The sequence below is a fragment of the Streptomyces sp. Act143 genome (assembly GCF_003143935.1).
Taxonomy (GTDB): domain Bacteria; phylum Actinomycetota; class Actinomycetes; order Streptomycetales; family Streptomycetaceae; genus Streptomyces.
Genome location: NZ_QFRX01000001.1, coordinates 7,240,555 through 7,258,727, shown reverse-complemented (window position 1 = coordinate 7,258,727; position 18,173 = coordinate 7,240,555). Strand labels below are relative to the sequence as shown.

At 71.1% G+C, this 18,173-nt stretch carries 13 protein-coding genes; all 13 read right to left on the bottom strand.

Going from position 1 to position 18,173, the window contains the following annotated elements; all coding sequences use genetic code 11:
- Nucleotides 1-105: 105 nt before the first annotated feature.
- Nucleotides 106-1,605: a bifunctional cytidylyltransferase/SDR family oxidoreductase gene (locus tag DI272_RS33130; protein WP_109498842.1), complete on the bottom strand. Its 1,500-nt coding sequence runs from the start codon at nucleotides 1,603-1,605 to the stop codon at nucleotides 106-108.
- A 239-nt stretch (nucleotides 1,606-1,844) separates the two neighbouring features.
- Nucleotides 1,845-3,026, bottom strand: coding sequence for a hypothetical protein (locus DI272_RS33125; RefSeq protein ID WP_109498841.1), 1,182 nt, complete (start codon nucleotides 3,024-3,026; stop codon nucleotides 1,845-1,847).
- 99 nt (nucleotides 3,027-3,125) lie between these two features.
- Nucleotides 3,126-4,676 carry an alkaline phosphatase gene (locus tag DI272_RS33120; RefSeq protein WP_109498840.1) on the bottom strand — a complete coding sequence of 517 codons (1,551 nt, stop codon included), beginning with the start codon at nucleotides 4,674-4,676 and terminating at the stop codon, nucleotides 3,126-3,128.
- 184 nt (nucleotides 4,677-4,860) lie between these two features.
- On the bottom strand, nucleotides 4,861-6,372 hold the full coding sequence (locus DI272_RS33115; protein ID WP_109498839.1) for an FG-GAP and VCBS repeat-containing protein: 1,512 nt from the start codon (nucleotides 6,370-6,372) through the stop codon (nucleotides 4,861-4,863).
- A 144-nt stretch (nucleotides 6,373-6,516) separates the two neighbouring features.
- A complete protein-coding gene (gene obgE, locus DI272_RS33110; protein WP_109498838.1) occupies nucleotides 6,517-7,962 on the bottom strand; it encodes a GTPase ObgE in 1,446 nt (481 codons plus the stop codon).
- A gap of 119 nt (nucleotides 7,963-8,081) precedes the next feature.
- Nucleotides 8,082-8,336: a 50S ribosomal protein L27 gene (gene rpmA / locus DI272_RS33105; RefSeq protein ID WP_109498837.1), complete on the bottom strand. Its 255-nt coding sequence runs from the start codon at nucleotides 8,334-8,336 to the stop codon at nucleotides 8,082-8,084.
- A 14-nt stretch (nucleotides 8,337-8,350) separates the two neighbouring features.
- Nucleotides 8,351-8,671: a 50S ribosomal protein L21 gene (rplU, locus tag DI272_RS33100; RefSeq protein WP_009188585.1), complete on the bottom strand. Its 321-nt coding sequence runs from the start codon at nucleotides 8,669-8,671 to the stop codon at nucleotides 8,351-8,353.
- A gap of 191 nt (nucleotides 8,672-8,862) precedes the next feature.
- The gene (gene rfbC / locus DI272_RS33095; RefSeq protein WP_109498836.1) at nucleotides 8,863-9,456 is read right to left on the bottom strand and encodes a dTDP-4-dehydrorhamnose 3,5-epimerase; all 594 of its coding nucleotides are present in this window, start codon (nucleotides 9,454-9,456) and stop codon (nucleotides 8,863-8,865) included.
- Nucleotides 9,457-9,467: 11 nt separating this feature from the next.
- The gene (locus tag DI272_RS33090) at nucleotides 9,468-11,468 is read right to left on the bottom strand and encodes a glycosyltransferase (protein ID WP_109498835.1); all 2,001 of its coding nucleotides are present in this window, start codon (nucleotides 11,466-11,468) and stop codon (nucleotides 9,468-9,470) included.
- The gene (rfbD, locus tag DI272_RS33085) at nucleotides 11,465-12,361 is read right to left on the bottom strand and encodes a dTDP-4-dehydrorhamnose reductase (protein ID WP_109498834.1); all 897 of its coding nucleotides are present in this window, start codon (nucleotides 12,359-12,361) and stop codon (nucleotides 11,465-11,467) included. The genes DI272_RS33090 and rfbD overlap by 4 nt, the downstream gene beginning before the upstream one ends.
- A complete protein-coding gene (gene rfbB, locus DI272_RS33080) occupies nucleotides 12,358-13,347 on the bottom strand; it encodes a dTDP-glucose 4,6-dehydratase (protein ID WP_109498833.1) in 990 nt (329 codons plus the stop codon). Before rfbB ends, rfbD begins: the two co-directional genes overlap by 4 nt.
- Nucleotides 13,344-14,411 carry a glucose-1-phosphate thymidylyltransferase gene (locus DI272_RS33075; RefSeq protein ID WP_109498832.1) on the bottom strand — a complete coding sequence of 356 codons (1,068 nt, stop codon included), beginning with the start codon at nucleotides 14,409-14,411 and terminating at the stop codon, nucleotides 13,344-13,346. The genes rfbB and DI272_RS33075 overlap by 4 nt, the downstream gene beginning before the upstream one ends.
- A gap of 262 nt (nucleotides 14,412-14,673) precedes the next feature.
- On the bottom strand, nucleotides 14,674-18,173 hold a 3,500-nt coding region (locus DI272_RS33070; RefSeq protein ID WP_258314758.1), incomplete at its 5' end, for a ribonuclease E/G.

Below are 18,173 nucleotides of genomic sequence, written 5' to 3'. Positions count from 1 at the left end.
CGAAAATGTGAGGAATTCGCGAGGGGTACTGATTCAGGCCCCTGCGAATGCTCCGATAACGGGCGAACACAGAGGCCTGAATAACAGATGTCTAATTGCGATTGATTATGCCACGCCGTCCTGACGGTCCAGAACGGAGGCCAGCGCCTGCTCGAAGCCGGAGGCCTTGCCCGCGGCGGCCGTCGGGTCCTGCTGGCGGACGTCGATGACATGACCGGTCAGCTCGGACAGCAGCACGTCGAGCGAGGTACGGGCCACGACCTCGGAGGACAGCAGCGAGCCGGCCGGCTCCTGGCCGAAGGCCTTGGTGCGCATGGGCGTTGCGGTGCGCTCGGGGTTCACGCAGTTGACCCGGATGCCGTCCGCCGCCCACTCGTCGGACAGGGCCTGGGTGAGGTTCACCATCGCGGCCTTGGTCGAGGAGTAGAGGCTGTACTCGGCGCGACCGCGGGTGTAGCTGCTGGAGGTGTAGAGGAGCAGCTGGCCCTTGGTCTCGGACAGGTACTTGTAGCTCGAACGCGCGATCTGCACCGGGGCCAGGTAGTTGACCTTGAGCGCTTCCTCGATGGTCGCGTTGTCGGTCTCGGCCAGCTTGCCGATGCGCAGCACGCCGGCGGTGTTGACGACGTAGTCGATGCGCCCGGTCTCGGCGTACGCCTTGGACAGCGCGTCGTCGACCTCCTCGGGGTTCTCGACGTGCGTGCCGGTGGTGGAGCGGCCCAGCGCGTAGACCTTCGCGCCGTAGGACTCGGCGAGCTCGGCGATGTCCTTGCCGATGCCGTACGAACCGCCGAAGACGACCATGGTCTTCCCGGTCAGCAGCTCGCGGTAGGCGTCCTCGGAGACCTGCTCGGGGGCGGCGGTGGAGGCCAGCTGGAAGAGCTTGTCGGCGATGAAGACGTCGACGGGCTGGGTGACCTTCATGTTGTACTCGTCGCCCGCGACGACGTGGATCGGCACGTCCGGCAGGTACTTGAGCACGACCGAGCAGTCGTCGGTGGCCTGGAAGTTGGGGTCACCGGCGGCGACCTCGTAGGCCCGCTTGATCGTGGACAGCTTGAAGGCCTGCGGGGTCTGACCGCGGCGCAGCCGGGAGCGGTCCGGGATCTCGGTGATGAACTCGCCGTCCTCGCCGTGGGTGCGGGTCACGATGATGGTGTCCGCGGACGGGATGGCGACGTCGACGGCCTGGTAGCGCTCCAGCGCGACCACGCAGTCGTCGATGACGCGCTGCGAGAGAAGGGGGCGAACGGCGTCGTGGAACAGGACGTTGAGGTCCTCGCCCTCGGCCAGGCCCTCGCCGAGCGCCGAGATGGCGCGCTCGGTGGTCTCATTCCGCGTGGAACCGCCCTCGATGATCTTCTTGACCTTCGTGAACCCGGCCTTGGCCACGATCTTCTCTATGTCCGGCACGTAGCCCGGCGCCATCAGGACGATGATGTCGTCGATCGAGTCGGCGTTCTCGAAGGTGGTCAGGGTGTGCTCGATGACTGCCTTGCCGGCGATCTTCAGCAGCTGCTTGGGGATCGAGAGACCCACGCGCTGACCGGTACCGCCGGCCAGGATCACTGCGGTGGTACGGGGCTTGGCGATGTGCTGGGACACAGGTGACCTACCTCGGGGCGACAGGGAACTTGGAAATGGTCCCACTTGGGGTTACCGCAGTGCAAGGTGAGCGCCGTCCACCGCATATGTGCGCGCTACCTGTCATTCACCTTGCACTCCTGGTGATTGAGGAGACCGTTGTGGCGAGCACCCTGAATTGCTGTGAGTAACTCCACAGGAGTTCCGTATTGCTGTGTGTGACGACCGTACCGCTCAGCGGCGTCGCAGCCGCCACAGGCTCAGCGGCGTCGCAGCCGCTTCAGGCACCGGTGGCCGAGCACCTTCACGAGTTCCTTGGACGAGGTCTGGTGCACCGTCCGCGACTTGACCGGCGCGGTGTTCCGGATCGGCGCGGCGGCGGCCGCGGCGAGCGCCCCGTACAGCGCCTGCGCGGCCACTTCGGGAGCGATCCGCGGTTCCGCAAGGGTCTCGGTGCCGGGCTCGGGCACGGCTGACAGCAGCGCCGGGTCGCCGAGGACCCGCACGCCCGTCGCGCCGATGCGCAGTGCCGCCTCGGCGCCGATCCCGGCGGCGGCCTCCACGGCCCAGCGCGGGGTGCAGATCTTCACGTCCTGCGATGTCGGGCTGCACGCGTTCTTCATATGCATCACCGCGCCGTGCCGCACCAGCTTCGAATACAGCTCGTCGGGCAGTCCATTGCCGCGGAATTCCCTATTAAGATTCCGCAGCATTTCGGTCTCGGCGAGCGTGAGAGAGCGGTTGGCCGCGTCGGGGACCTCCTGGAGCAGGCCCTGCGGGAGACCGAGGAGCCGCTCGAAGGTGCACATCAGCCCGTTCCGGTCGCGGTCGTCTACCACGACCACGGTGACCCGCTCGGCGCCGACCGCCCGGACCCAGCGCTCGACCAGCCGGTCGTGCCGGTGGCGGCGCCAGAAGCTGGGGTTGGGCTTCTCGTACGGGGCCTTGCGGAGCATGTGCTCCAGCCACTCCTCGTAGCCCATGCGCAGCCCGTTCTGCACGTACTGCTGCCACTGCGAGGGCATGATCTTCGCCAGCGGGCGCAGGGTGACCAGGATGTGCACGGAGTCGCCGCCGAGCTGTTCGACGATCCGCTCGATGGCCGTGTCGTCGGAGGCGTCGGCGAAGAACTCGCTGCTGATGACCGAGGTGGTGGACCGGCCGGCGCTGTCGACCCGGTCCACCAGCTGCCGCCACTGCTTCTCGTCGGGCGCCGCGTCGCCCATCATCCCGGGCCGGGCGCAGGCAGCGAGGACGGCCTCCATCGGGTGCCGGGTGGCGGCGGGCCACAGGACGCCGTGCTCACCGAGCCGGTCCTTGGCGGCGAACAGCGCGCCCTGGATGGATGTCGTGCCGGTCTTGTGGGGGCCGATGTGCAGCAGGCGGGTGCCGGCGGGCAGCGGCGCGACACCCTCGTCTCTTCTCGTACGGTCCGTCTCCATGGTCAAGGGACGGTAAGAGGGGTTCCTGAGACTGCCCTGAGAGAGACCTGGGACACAGATGAGTCCCAGGCCCCCGTCACCCGGGGTGCACGGTCACGGTCACGCGAGCTCCACGCCCGGGCGTCCCGCCTCCACCCGCAGCGTGGCCAGCGTGCTCGCGGTGGCCGTCGGCTGCCGGACCGTGTCCACGACCCTGACCTGGGCGTCGATGCCGTGCTTGTCGATGTCGAACAGGTGGTAGCCGCGGTGGGCGTCGATCAGCTTCCAGTGCGGGTTGTCCGGCATGCGCGGGTCCCATTCGGCGTGGAAGGCGGCCTGGTCCTGGTCGCCGTTGCTGGAGACGGACGTCCCCACGAACTCGGCGCCGACGACGTCCGAGTCCGGGTCGGCGTAGTCCTTCTTGAGGTCGCTGATCATCGTCAGGTGGCGGTCGCCGGTGAACACGACCGGGTTGCGGACGTCGGCGAAGTCGGCCATGAGGGCGTTGCGTTCGGCCTGGTAGCCGTCCCAGGCGTCGTAGTACCAGAGCTTGCCCTCGCCGATCTTGAGGTCGGTCTCGGCCATCATGATCTGGGAGGCGATGAGGTTCCAGCGGGCCGGGGAGTCGTGCAGCCCGTCGAGGAGCCACTCCTTCTGCGTGGCGCCGAGCATGGTCAGCGACGGGTCCTGGGCGCCTTCCTGGGTGGTCGCCTGGTCACTGCGGAACTGCCGGGTGTCGAGCACGTTGAGCCGGGCCAGGCGGCCGAACTCCAGACGCCGGTACATCTGGATGTGCGGGCCGTTCGGCACCGCGGTCGCGCGGACCGGCATGTGCTCGTAGTACGCCTGGTAGGCGGCGGTCAGGCGGGCCACGAAGGCGTCGTGGGTCTGCTTGTCGGGGTCCTGCGGGATCTCGCCGGCGAAGTCGTTGTCGACCTCGTGGTCGTCGAAGGTGACCACCCAGGGCGCGTTGGCGTGCATCGCGGCGAGGTCGGGGTCGCTGCGGTACTGGGCGTAGCGGTTGCGGTACTGGACCAGGCTGTACGGCTCGCCGGTGCCCTCGTGGCGGCGTACGCCGGTCGAGGACGGCGTCGACTCGTAGATGTAGTCGCCGACGAAGAGCACGACGTCGGGGTCCTGGGCGAGCATGTCGGCGTACGGGGTGAACCAGCCGTGCTGCCAGTTCTGGCAGGACGCGAGCGCGACGCGCAGGCTGCCGCCCTTGCTGTGCGGGTGGGGTGCGGTGCGGGTACGGCCGGTGGGCGAGAGCTGGCCGCTGGTGCGGAAGCGGTACCAGTACGCGCGTCCCGGGCGCAGACCTCGTACATCCACGTGAACGCTGTGCCCGTACTCGGGCCGGGCCTGGGCGACACCGCGGCGGACGGGCTTTCTGAACCGCTCGTCCTCGGCGATCTCCCACTCCACGGGCACCACCCGGTCGGGCATCCCGCCGCCGTTCAGCGGGTCCGGGGCGAGCCGCGTCCACAGCACGATGCCGTCGGGCAGCGGGTCGCCGGAGGTGACGCCGAGGCTGAACACCCCGTCGGGCAACGGGGTTTCGGCGGCACGGGCGGACGTCGGCAGCCACAGCTGGGCGGAGGCGGCGGCGCCGAGCACGGCGGCCCCGGCGGTCAGAAAGCGGCGGCGGTCGGGCGAAACTGCTCCGGTCATCAGCGAACTCCCTTGCCTCACTGGCCTCATGGACATCGGAAGCTCACGCCCGTGGGAGGTCCGGCCGCTGAACGGCGGGGTTCACATGCATGACAAGAAGGAGGACAACAGAAAACCCGCCGCGGCACACGAACTCGTCGTGTCCGCAACGGGTCTGAGGGCTGATCAGCAGACGGGACGAACGTCAGTACGCGAACCCGGTACCGAGCCGCGCGCCCGCCGCCGTCGTCCCCAGCAGTGTGTTCCCGAAGGCGGTCGTGCCTCCCCCAGGCGCCACAACCGTCGCCGGCAGCGGCACCCCGCCCGGCTCGGCGACGTACGACGCCCGGGAGCGGAAGGACCACACGTACCCGGCGTCGGCGTTCTCCCCCGGCGCCCCGACCGCGACGTCGGCCAGCCCGTCGCCGTTGGCGTCCCCGAGGTGGACGGCCGCGCCGAAGGCGTCGCCCCGCTCGGCGCTGCCCGGCACCCCGGTGGTGTCCTGCGTGACCACCTGGTGGGAGCCGACGCCGGTCAGCCCGTCGGCCCGGCCGCTCAGCACCACCACGGCACCCGCGTCGGCGACCGACCCGATGTCCTCCCCCGGCACGCCGGTGAGCACGTCCAGGTACCCGTCCCCGTCCACGTCCCCGAGCCGTACGTCGGTGCCGAACCGGTCGCCCTTCTCGGCGGTGCCGGGCACGCCGGGGCTGTCCTGGTTGAGGAACTGCGCCCGCACCCCGTCGGGCCCGTCCGCGGTGCCCGGGATCCAGCCGATCCGGCCGCCCTTGGCGAGGTGGGTGTCGAGGTCGCTGTCGTAGCCGTCGATCGCCCGGCCCACCACGATGTCGTCGTAACCGTCCCGGTTCACGTCCCCGACGTCGAGGCTCTCGCCGCCCTGGAGCCCGGCGCCGTCGATGTCGTACACCAGCGTGAAGGGGTCGAGCCCTGCGCCATTGCCGAGCCAGTACACGACCCGGCGCGCGTCGAACTCGTCGCCGTCGTTCTCGGCGCCGACGACATCGGTGCGGCCGTCGCCGTTGACGTCACCGGTGGCCAGGTCCAGGACGCGGCTGTCGTAGCGGTCCGGGACCAGCTCCTCGCCGCCGTGCGAACCGCCGCGCGTGAAGGGGCCCTTGAGAATCCGCAGGTCGTGCAGGTTCGCCACGGTCACCACGTCCGGGGAGCCGTCGTCACCGATGTCGCCGGCCGTCAACTGCCCCTGGGAGCCGAGCTTGTCGTACGCCTTCCCGCTCGCCAGGGACATGCCGCCCGCGAGCCCTCCGGGTCCGCCCCACACCACCTCGACCAGCCCGGCGTCCGCGCCCGCCGAGGTGTCCTCGCCGCTCACGCCGATCACGAGGTCCGGGTAGCCGTCGCGGTCCAGGTCGGCGGTGCTGAGCGCGCTGCCGAACCCGTCCCCCGCCTCGGCCGTGCCCGGCACCCCGGCGGTGTTCTGGGTGAACACCTTCCGGCCCGTGGTGGTCAGTGCGTTCCTCGACCCGTACAGCACGGCCACATACCCGGCCTTGGCCTTGCCGCCCACGCTCGCCGCGGGCGCGGCCACCGCGAGGTCCTCGTAGCCGTCGCCGTTGAAGTCCTGCCGCACGCCGGCCGCCGGGGCGGCCTGGGCGACGGGCAGTGTGCCGCACGTGGCGGCGATCAGGGCGATCGCGGCCACGGCGGCACGCCGGGTGGTACGAGGGGGCAGGGGCATGCGAACTCCGTAGGACGCACGGGCAGTCGGCCACGGAAGAAGTCAAGATCCTCATCCGTGCTGCCCGGTACGACTCGTCGGAATCCCGGTTGGTTGCCCTGCCGCCGGCCGGGTCTCCCGGCCGTCAGCCCTGGAGGGGGCCGGTCACTTCTCGAACGGGTCGAAGTCGTCGAACTCCCGCTCCGACTCGTCCCGTTCGGCCTGCTTGTCGCGGCGGCGCTGGGCGGCGGGCCGCGGCGCGTCGAAGCGGTGGTCCTCGCCGCGTCGGCCGAGCATCTCGGCACCGGCCATGACGGTCGGCTCCCAGTCGAAGACGACCGCGTTGTCCTCGGGGCCGATGGCGACGCCGTCGCCGGAGCGGGCGCCCGCCTTCATCAGCTCCTCCTCGACACCGAGGCGGTTGAGCCGGTCGGCGAGGTAGCCGACGGCCTCGTCGTTGTTGAAGTCGGTCTGGCGCACCCAGCGTTCGGGCTTCTCGCCGCGCACCCGGAACAGCCCGTCGTCCTCGCGGGTGACGGTGAAGCCCGTGTCGTCGACAGCCTTCGGCCGGATGACGATCCGCGTCGCCTCCTCCTTCGGCTTCGCGGCCCGCGCCTTGGCGACCAGGTCGGCCAGCGCGAACGAGAGCTCCTTCAGCCCCATGTGGGCCACGGCGGACACCTCGAAGACGCGGTAGCCGCGGGCCTCCAGGTCCGGGCGGACCATCTCGGCGAGGTCCTTGCCGTCGGGCACGTCGATCTTGTTCAGGACGACCATGCGGGGTCGCTTGTCGAGCCCGGCGCCGTACTGCCGCAGCTCCTCCTCGATGACGTCGAGGTCGGAGACGGGGTCGCGGTCGGACTCCAGGGTCGCCGTGTCCAGCACGTGCACCAGCACGCTGCACCGCTCCACGTGCCGCAGGAACTCCAGGCCCAGGCCCTTGCCCTGGCTGGCGCCCGGGATCAGACCGGGCACGTCGGCGATGGTGTAGACGGTCGATCCCGCGGTGACCACGCCGAGGTTCGGGACCAGGGTGGTGAAGGGGTAGTCGGCGATCTTCGGCTTGGCCGCGCTCAGCACCGAGATCAGCGAGGACTTGCCCGCGCTCGGGTAGCCGACCAGCGCCACGTCGGCGACGGTCTTCAGCTCCAGGACGACGTCCTGGAGGTCCCCCGGCTCACCGAGCAGCGCGAAGCCGGGCGCCTTGCGGCGGGCCGAGGACAGCGCCGCGTTGCCGAGGCCGCCGCGGCCGCCCTGGGCGGCGACGTACGAGGTGCCGTGCCCCACCAGGTCGGCGAGGACGTTGCCCGCCTTGTCGAGGACGACGGTGCCGTCCGGCACGGCGAGGACCAGGTCCTGGCCGTCCTTGCCGGAGCGGTTGCCGCCCTCACCGGGCTTGCCGTTGGTGGCCTTGCGGTGCGGGGAGTGGTGGTACTCCAGCAGCGTGGTCACGGACTGGTCGACGGTGAGGATCACATCGCCGCCGCGCCCGCCGTTGCCGCCGTCGGGTCCGCCGAGCGGCTTGAACTTCTCACGGTGGACGGAGGCACAGCCGTGACCTCCGTTACCCGCGGCGACATGCAGCTCGACGCGGTCCACGAAGGTGGTCATGGGGTGTGCCTCCAGATACGTGCGGGACTGTCTCTTGTACTAACACGCGAAAGGCGGACCCGCCTTCCCACCAGGGAAGTGAGGTCCGCCTCGCGCAAAGCTTCCGATCAGTGCCTGATTCAGGCGACCGGAACGATGTTCACGACCTTGCGGCCACGGTGCGTGCCGAACTGCACCGCACCGGCGTTCAGCGCGAACAGCGTGTCGTCGCCGCCACGGCCGACGCCCGAGCCGGGGTGGAAGTGGGTGCCGCGCTGGCGGACGAGGATCTCACCAGCGGAAACGACCTGACCGCCGAAGCGCTTCACGCCGAGCCGCTGGGCGTTGGAGTCGCGACCGTTCCGGGTGGACGATGCGCCCTTCTTGTGTGCCATTGCTCAGTCCCTCTTTACTTCGCGGCCGTCGGGATGGACGTGACCTTGATCGCCGTGTACTGCTGACGGTGACCCTGGCGACGGCGGTAGCCGGTCTTGTTCTTGTAGCGCAGAATGTCGATCTTCTGGCCCTTGTGGTGGTCCACGACCTCGGCCTGGACCTTGATGCCGGCCAGCACCCACGGGTCGCTGGTCACAGCGTCGCCGTCGACAACGAGCAGGGTCGAGAGCTCGACCGTGTCGCCAACCTTGGCAGTGGAAATCTTGTCAACCTCAACGATGTCGCCGACAGCAACCTTGTGCTGGCGACCACCGCTGCGCACGATGGCGTACACGCGGATCTCACTCTCTCGCTCGGGAACGGCACCCCCGCAGTCCAGCCGCCCGGCAGAGCAAGCGGCCTCTCCCGGCCGCAAGGCCCGAGAGGATGAGGTTTACGGGGATGTGGCGTGCCCATATCCAAGGACACGCCGACGGTCAAGGTTACGGGGCCACGGCCGAACGGGTCAAACCGGCCCCGGCCCGGTCACTGACCGAGACCCTCCCGGTACGCCACGCACTCCTCGTAGGAGGGCAGCAGCCCCTGCTCACGGGCCTCCGCGAGGCTCGGCGCCTGCTCGTCCTTGGGGGACAGCAGCGGCGTGAGGTCGGCCGGCCAGTCGATGCCGAGGTCCGGGTCGAGCGGGTGGATGCCGTGCTCGCGCTCGGGGGCGTACCCCTCGGAGCACAGGTAGACCACGGTGGCGTCGTCGGTCAGCGCCATGAAGCCGTGCCCGAGCCCCTCGGAGAGGTAGACGGCGTGGTGGTCCTGGTCGTCCAGGCGGACGATCTCCCACTGGCCGAAGGTGGGCGAGCCGACCCGGATGTCCACGATCACGTCGAGGACCGCGCCGCGCACGCACTTGACGTACTTGGCCTGGCCGGGCGGCACGTCCGCGAAGTGGATGCCGCGCAGGGTGCCCCGGCTGGAGACGGACATGTTGGCCTGGGCGAGGGTGAGCGGGTGGCCGGCCGCCTCGGTGAAGAGGGGGGCCTTGAACCACTCGTGGAAGCTGCCCCGGCCGTCGGGGAACACCTTCGGCTCATGCACCCAGGAACCGGAAATGGAGAGCGGTCGCATCACATGCATCCTCAGCTGTTCTTCTGCTGGTTCGTCAGGGCCCGCTTCAGGCGCCCGGCGGCCCGCCGCCACAGCGGCCGCGGCGGGGCGGGCTGCTTGGCCTTCGGCGCCGGTGCGGGAGCAGGCTTCGCCGGCGGGAGGTGCCGGTCGATGACCTTGGCGGTGCCGTCGGCGGCGACGACCACGTCGACGGGGAGCCGGGTCCACTTCGGCTCGCCCCGGTCCGCGGACGGCAGCCCGATCCGGACCGCCCAGCGCTTGCCGGTCAGCTGCTCCAGCGGCAGCGTAGCGGTCACGGTACGGCCGTCCGCCACGGCCTCGGCGGGGAACTTGCCGACGTTCTTGCGCTCGAAGCGCAGCCGCACCGTCTCCTCGCCGGTCACCGCGAGCGGCAGCGGCAGCCGCACGGTCGCGCCGTCGACGACGGCCCCGGCCGGGTCCACCAGCACCACGGCCTCGCGCTCCAGCTTGTTGGTGTGCTGGTCGACGTCGAGGGAGAGGTTCCCCGGCCCGTCGGTCCAGTACGGCAGCACGAGCCGCCGCGGCTCACCGGTGAGCGCGGCCAGCCGCCCGGCCTCCACGCCCTCGCCGTGCACCGCGCCGATCCGGCACTCCTTGCTCCAGCCGCCCGCCTTGATGCGCAGGTGCAGGTCCCAGATGCCCCGGGACAGGGGCGAGCCCGCGGCGGCGGTCTCCGGGTCGAGCACGGCGGCGGCGGTGATCCGCTGCCGGAAGGTGCCCTCCTCGTCGCCGTCCGGCTCGTGCCGCTCGCTCTCCAGCGGCAGGTAGTACTGCGTGGCGTTCTCGCGGTGCCGGACCACCAGATCGACGTCGCTGTCGTCGGTCCGGGCGTCCAGGGCGATGCCCTGCCCGGTCAGCGCCTCGCGCGCCTTCTCGGACAGCGGCAGGTCCAGCACGGCGCGGTCGCCGTCGCGGCGGAAGACGAGGGGGCTGTCGCCGGACTGGTACTCGGCGCCCAAGCCGATGGTGAGGCTGCCGTCCGTCCAGGTCAGGGAGGTCAGCTCGCCGGTGGGCCGGATCGCGGCCTCCCACTGGGCGAGCTCCCGGATGTCGTCGTAGAGGTCGGCCTGGATCAGCCCGGCGACGACCCGCTGCATGGGGGCGATGTGGGTGAGGACGCCGGGTCCGAAGCGTTCGGTGACGACGCCGCGGATCTCCCGGTACAGCTCCTCGGCGTAGTCCTCGGGGAGCTTCAGCAGCCGGTTGCCGCGCAGCCGCTCGACCATCTCGTTGCGCAGCCAGCGGCTGAACAGCCGGTCGCGCAGGGGGCCGGGCTCGGTGAGCTCCTCGACCACGTCGAGGGCCTCGCGGAGGTTGCCGAAGTAGCCGACCGGGTCGAAGCGCTGGAAGCCGGCGTTGGAGCCGTCGTCGCGGGTGATGTGGTAGTAGCACAGGTAGTCGCCGAGGACGGCGACGCTCTTGGCCCGCAGGTACGCCTCGACGACGAAGACGTGGTCCTCCAGGCGCCGGCGCCCCTCCTTGAACCGCATGCCGTGCTCGGCGAGGAACTCCCGGCGGAACATCTTGTGCGGGGTGAGGCTGTCGATCAGCGGCGCGTTCTCGACCGTCGCCCGCGGCCGGTTGACCCGGAACAGCTCCTGCGGCACCGGGCGCCCGATGCCCGCCATCTTGCCCACGACGACATCGGCGTCGTTCGCCTTGCCGTAGGCATACATCCGCTCCAGGGCCTCGTCGCCGAGCCAGTCGTCGTGGTCGACGAACATGACGTACTCGCCCCGGGCGGCGTCGATACCGGTGTTGCGGGGCTTGCCCGACCAGCCGGAGGACTCCTGGTGGACGACGTGGAAGTGCGGGTGCTCGGCGGCGAGCGCGTCCAGCCGGGCCGGGGTGTCGTCGGTGGAGCCGTCGTCGACGAAGAACACCTCGAACTCGTCCGGGCTCAGGCTCTGCCGCAGCAGGCCGCCGATGCAGTCCTCGACGTACTTGCCGGGGTTGTAGACCGCGATGACCACGCTGACCTTGACGGTCACGCCGGGTTCTCCTTCGTCTGGACCCGGTGGATCTCCGGGAAGGCCTCGGTGAGCGCCGCCCGCCAGTCACGCAGGGGCGTGAGCCCGGCCGCCGCGAAGCGGTCGTGGCCGAGGACGCTGTAGGCCGGGCGAGGGGCGGGGCGCACGAACGCCTCGCTGGTGGTGGGGCGGACCCGGTCCGGGTCGGTGCCGAGCAGCCGGAAGATCTCCCGGGTGAAGCCGTACCAGGTCGTCTCGCCGGAGCTGGTGCCGTGGTAGACGCCGGCCGGGGCGGTGCCGGCCAGGGCGCCGCGGCCCAGGTCGTACAGGAGCCCGGCGAGGTCGGCGCTCCAGGTGGGCTGGCCGCGCTGGTCGTCGACGACGTCCAGGGTGTCCTTGACGCCCTCCAGCTTGATCATCGTACGGACGAAGTTGGGGCCGCCCGTGCCGTACAGCCAGGCCGTGCGCACGACGTAGCCGCGGTCGAAGCCGAGCACGGCCTGCTCCCCGGCGAGCTTGGTGCGGCCGTAGGCGCTGCGCGGGGCGGTGGGGGCGTCCTCGGCGTACGGGGTCGTCGCGTCGCCCGCGAAGACGTAGTCGGTGGAGACGTGCAGGAGGACGGCGCCGGTGGCGGCGCAGGCGGCGGCGAGGTGGGCGGGGCCGTCGCCGTTGATGCGCAGCGCCTCCTCCTCGCGGCTCTCGGCGTCGTCGACGGCCGTCCAGGCCGCGCAGTTGACGACGACGGCGGGCCGGTGCGCCTCAAGGGCGCCGCGCACGGCCCCGGCGTCGGTGAGGTCGAGGGCGGCGCGGTCGAGGGCGACGACCTGCTCGCCCGCCTCGGCGAGCCGGGCCAGGACGTCCTGGCCCAGCATGCCGCCCGCGCCGGTGACCAGCCAGATGCGGTTGTCGGTCACAGCGCGGCCCGCTCCTTCAGCGGCTCCCACCAGGCGCGGTTGTCGCGGTACCACTGCACGGTCTCCGCGAGGCCCTGCTCGAAGCTCTTGCGGGGCTCGTAGCCGAGCTCCTCGCGGATCTTGGTGCAGTCCACGGAGTAGCGGCGGTCGTGGCCCTTGCGGTCCTCGACGTACTCGACGCTGGTCTCCCAGTCGGCGCCGCACGCCTTCAGCAGCAGCCCGGTGAGCTCCTTGTTGGACAGCTCGGTGCCGCCGCCGATGTTGTAGACCTCGCCGGCCCGGCCCTTGGTGCGCACCAGTTCGATGCCCTGGACGTGGTCGTCGATGTGCAGCCAGTCGCGGACGTTGCCGCCGTCGCCGTAGAGCGGGACCTTCTTGCCGTCGAGGAGGTTGGTCACGAACAGCGGGATGACCTTCTCGGGGAAGTGGTGGTGCCCGTAGTTGTTGGAGCAGCGGGTGACGCGGACGTCCAGGCCGTGGGTGCGGTGGTACGACAGCGCGATCAGGTCGCTGGAGGCCTTGGCCGAGGAATACGGCGAGTTGGGCTGCAGCGGGTGCGTCTCCGGCCAGGAGCCCTCGTCGATGGAGCCGTAGACCTCGTCGGTGGAGATGTGCACGAAGGTCTTGATGCCCGCGCGGTGGGCCGCGTCGATGAGGGTGTGGGTGCCGACCACGTTGGTGCGGACGAACTCGGCGCCGCCGTCGATGGACCGGTCGACGTGCGACTCGGCGGCGAAGTGCACCACCTGGTCGTGCTCGGCCATCAGCTTGCCGACCAGCTCGGGGTCGCAGATGTCGCCCTGCACGAAGGCGAACCCGGGGTGCTCGCGCACCTCGTCGAGGTTGGCCGGGTTGCCCGCGTAGGTCAGCTTGTCGAGGACGGTGATCTCGACGTCACCGGGGCCCTCGGGGCCGAGCACCGTGCGGACGTAGTGCGAGCCGATGAAACCGGCGCCGCCGGTCACCAGGATCTTGGTGGTCGTCATGAGGAGATCTGCACCTTGCTGTGATCACCGAGCACGAGCCGGTGGGCCGACGGGTTACGGGGAGCGGGCGTGACCTCGACGTCCCGCCCGATGAGCGAGGCCTCCACGCGGCGCACACCGGTCACGGACGACCCGCGCAGCACGATGGAGTACTCGATTTCGCTGTCCTCGATACGGCAGTCCTCGGAGACCGAGGTGAACGGGCCGATGTACGCGTCGCTGACCACCGAACCGGCTCCGATGATCACCGGCCCGACGATCCGGCTGCCGCTGACCTGAGCGCCCGCCTCGACACGGACCCTGCCGATGATCTCGCTGTCCTCGTCGACCGCGCCCTCGATCAGCGGCGGGACGGTCTCCAGGACGGAGCGGTTGACCTCCAGCATGTCGGCGACGTTGCCGGTGTCTTTCCAGTAGCCGGAGATGGTGGTGGAACGGACGTCACGCTTGTTGTCGATGAGCCACTGGATGGCGTGCGTGATCTCCAACTCGCCCCGCCAGGACGGCTCGATGGCGCGCACGGCCTCGTGTATGGCCGGGGTGAAGAGGTAGACGCCGACGAGGGCCAGGTCGCTCTTGGGCTGCTTGGGCTTCTCCTCCAGGCCGACCACGCGTCCCTGGGCGTCGAGTTCGGCGACACCGAAGGAGGTCGGGTTGGGCACCTGCGTCAGCAGGATCTGCGCCTCGGGCCGGTCGGCGCGGAACTCGTCCACCAGACCGGTGATGCCACCGACGATGAAGTTGTCCCCGAGGTACATGACGAAGTCGTCGTCGCCGAGGAACTCCCGCGCGATCAGCACCGCGTGGGCGAGTCCCAGCGGCGCGTCCTGCGGGATGTAGGTGACCTCGATCCCGAACTGCGAGCCGTCGCCCACCGCCGCGCGGATCTCGTCGGCGGTGTCGCCGACCACGATGCCGACTTCGGTGATCCCGGCGTCGGCGATCGCTTCCAGGCCGTAGAAGAGCACGGGCTTGTTGGCGACCGGCACGAGCTGTTTGGCCGAGGTGTGAGTGATCGGGCGGAGGCGAGTGCCCGCTCCCCCGGAGAGCACGAGTGCCTTCACGTATTGAGCCCCAATGACTGTGTCGAAGGGGATGAAACCCCAACTGTCCGGATTTGTCGTCGATCTCGGTTCACATCGTAACCATGCTGGCGGAACGGCGATTCACCGCATGGAAGCGTGATTCAACGCCTGTTCGCACTTTCGACACCTGTATGACGGCCCGAACCCTGTGAGGGTTGCCCACGTAATATGAAAAAAACATGAGCCCGCCCCCGGTCGTCGGACCGGGGGCGGGCTCATGTGCCACGCGGGTGACGGGGTGTCAGTCCTCGTCTGCCGCCGTCGAGACGGACGACAGCGGCTGCTGCTCGGCCGCCGCCGTCTTCTTCGCGGCCGCCTTCTTGGCGGTCGTCTTCTTCGCCGCGGTCTTCTTCGCCGCGGTCTTCTTGGCCGCCGTCTTCTTGGTGGCGGCCTTCTTCGCCGTCGCCTTCTTGGCCGTCTTACGGGCCGTCTTCTTGGCGGGGGCGGCCTCGGCGGCCTCCTCGGTGGCCTCGGCGGCGGCCGGTGCGTCCGCCGTCTCCGTGGCCGCCGTCTCCGTGGCCGCCGTCTCCGTGGCCGACGTCTCCGTGGCCGACGGGACAACCACGACGGCCGTCTCCTCGGACGCGGTCGGCGCGGTGGCCTTGCGCACGGCGCGGCGCCGCGGGCGGGCCGGGGCGGCGCTCTCGGCGACCGGCTCGGCCGGGGCCTCGGGCTGCTCCGCCGGCGTCTCGGCGACCGGCTCGGGCGCGGTCTCGGCGACGGTCACGACCGCGGCCTCGGCCCCCGCCGGCGACCCGGCGGGCGCGGACACCTTGCGGGTGGCACGGCGGCGGGTACGGCCCTTGGGCGCGGCCTCCTCGACGACCGGGTCCTCGACGGCGACCGGCTCGGCGTGCGCCTCGGCGGCCGGCTCCGGCTGTACCGGACGCTCGACCTCCTCAGCGGCGGTGACGTCCTGAGCGGTCGGGACGGTGTCGGTCTCCTCGACCTGCTCCGCCCGCTCGGGCCTCTCGACCCGCTCGGCCCGCTCGGTCCGCTCGGCCTTGTCGCGACGCGGCGCACCGGCCGGAGCCGACGCCCGCCGGCTCGCCCGGCGCCGCGAACGGCCCCGGCCGACCGCGGCCTCCGCCTCGGCGGCGCTGCTGTAGAGCTCCTCGTCCGGCTCGAAGGCGGGCGCGGGCAGCGCGACCGGCTCGGCGACCTCGGCAGCGACCTCGGCCTCGGTCTCCACCTCGCCGTCCTGCTCCGCGACCTCGGCGACCGCAGCGGCCTCGGCCGCCTCCGCCGCCACCGCGGCCTCGTGCACGTGCTCGATGCCGCCACGCCCGCGCTTCTTGCGCTTGCCGCCACCGCCGACGGAGGTCGGCTGCTCCATGTGGACGATGACACCGCGGCCGTTGCAGTGGACGCAGGTCTCGGAGAACGACTCCAGCAGACCCTGGCCGACCCGCTTGCGGGTCATCTGCACCAGCCCCAGCGAGGTCACCTCGGCCACCTGGTGCTTGGTCCGGTCCCGGCCCAGGCACTCCAGGAGGCGGCGCAGCACCAGGTCCCGGTTGGACTCCAGGACCATGTCGATGAAGTCGATGACGATGATGCCGCCGAGGTCGCGCAGCCGCAGCTGACGCACGATCTCCTCGGCCGCCTCCAGGTTGTTCCTGGTGACCGTCTCCTCCAGGTTGCCGCCCTGGCCGGTGAACTTGCCGGTGTTGACGTCGACGACGACCATCGCCTCGGTCCGGTCGATCACCAGCGAACCGCCGCTCGGCAGCCAGACCTTGCGGTCCAGGGCCTTGGCGAGCTGCTCGTCGATCCGGTACGTGGCGAAGACGTCGACCTCGGAGGTCCACTTGGACAGCCGGTCGGCCAGGTCGGGCGCGACGTGCGAGACGTAGCCGTAGATCGTCTGCCACGCGTCGTCGCCGCTGACGACGACCTTGGAGAAGTCCTCGTTGAAGATGTCGCGGACGACCCGGACGGTCATGTCCGGCTCGCCGTACAGCAGCGTCGGCGCGTTGCCGTTCTTGGCCTTCTTCTGGATGTCCTCCCACTGCGCCTGGAGCCGCTCGACATCGCGGCGCAGCTCGTCCTCGCTGGCGCCCTCGGCGGCGGTGCGGACGATGACGCCCGCGTCCTCGGGGACGATCTTCTTGAGGATGGTCTTCAGCCGCGCCCGCTCGGTGTCGGGCAGCTTGCGGCTGATGCCGGTCATCGAGCCCTCGGGAACGTACACGAGGTAGCGGCCCGGCAGCGAGACCTGGCTGGTGAGGCGGGCGCCCTTGTGCCCGATCGGGTCCTTGGTCACCTGGACCAGCACCGACTGACCGGACTTCAGGGCGGACTCGATGCGCCGCGGCCCGTTGGCCATGCCCAGCGCCTCGAAGTTGACCTCACCGGCGTACAGGACGGCATTGCGCCCCTTGCCGATGTCGATGAACGCGGCCTCCATGGACGGCAGCACGTTCTGGACCTTGCCCAGGTAGACGTTGCCGACGTACGAGGTGGCCTGCTCCTTGTTGACGTAGTGCTCGACGAGCACGCCGTCCTCCAGGACGCCGATCTGCGTGCGCTCACCGCTCTGCCGGACGACCATCACACGCTCGACGGCCTCACGGCGGGCCAGGAACTCGGCCTCGGTGATGATCGGGACGCGGCGCCGGCCCTGCTCGCGGCCCTCGCGGCGGCGCTGCTTCTTGGCCTCCAGGCGCGTGGAGCCCTTGATGGACTGCACCTCGTCGGACGGCTCGGACTTCGGGCGGGGCTCACGGACCTTGACGACCGTGCGCTCCGGGTCGCCGTCACCGGGCTCGGTGTCGGCGGCGGCGTCACCGGCGCGACGACGACGGCGGCGACGACGACGGCTGCTGGAGGACGAGGAACCGGCCTCGTCGGAGTGGTCCTCCTCGGCGTCCTCCTCGCCCTGCTCGGTGTCCGCGGCTTCCTGATCGGCCCGCTCGTCCTGATCGGCAGCGAGCTCGTCGCCCTCCTCGCCCTCGGCCTCCGCGTCGGCGGACTCACCCCGGCGACGACGACGGCCGCCACGGCGACGGCGACGGCGGGAACCGGTCTCCTCCGACTCCTCCGACTCGCCCTCGGCGCCGTCCTCGACCTCCGCCTCGGCGTCCTCGGCCTCGTCCTCGGCCTCCACGACCTGCGGCGCCTCGGTCTCCGCGGGCTCACCGCGACGGCGACGCCGACGGCGCGGGGAGACCGGCTCCTCCCGGGTCTCCTCGACCTCGGCCTCGGGCTCCTCGACCTCGACCTCGACCTCCGCCTCGGCGGCGGCCGCGGCGGCGGCCCGCTCGGGCGTCTGGAACTGCGGCTCGGCGAAGACGGGCGCCTGGAACACGGCCACGGCCGGCCGCGCGGGCCGACGCGGCGCGTCCTCCTCGGCGGCCTCGTCGCCGACGGCCTGCGCGGGCTCGGAGAACCCGGTGGCGGCGCGACGCACGGAACGCCGACGGGCGCGGCGCGGCGCGGCCTCCTCGACGGGGGCCTCGGCAGCCGGAGCCTCGACGGCGGCGGCCTCGGCCGGCTTGCTCTCCTCGTCAGCGCTCACGGGCGCCTCCACGGTCTCGGGCGCCCCGGCGGGCGCGGACACGCGACGCGTGGCACGCCGGCGGCCCCGACGCGGGGTCTCTTCCTCGGCAGCGGCGACGGCCTCGGGGGCGACGGCCTCGGCAGCGGCCTCGACGGCCACGCTCTCCTCGGCCACCGGAACGACGGTCTCGGCGGCGTCAGCAGCGGTCTCGGCAGCCGCGGGCGCCCCGGCGGGCGCGG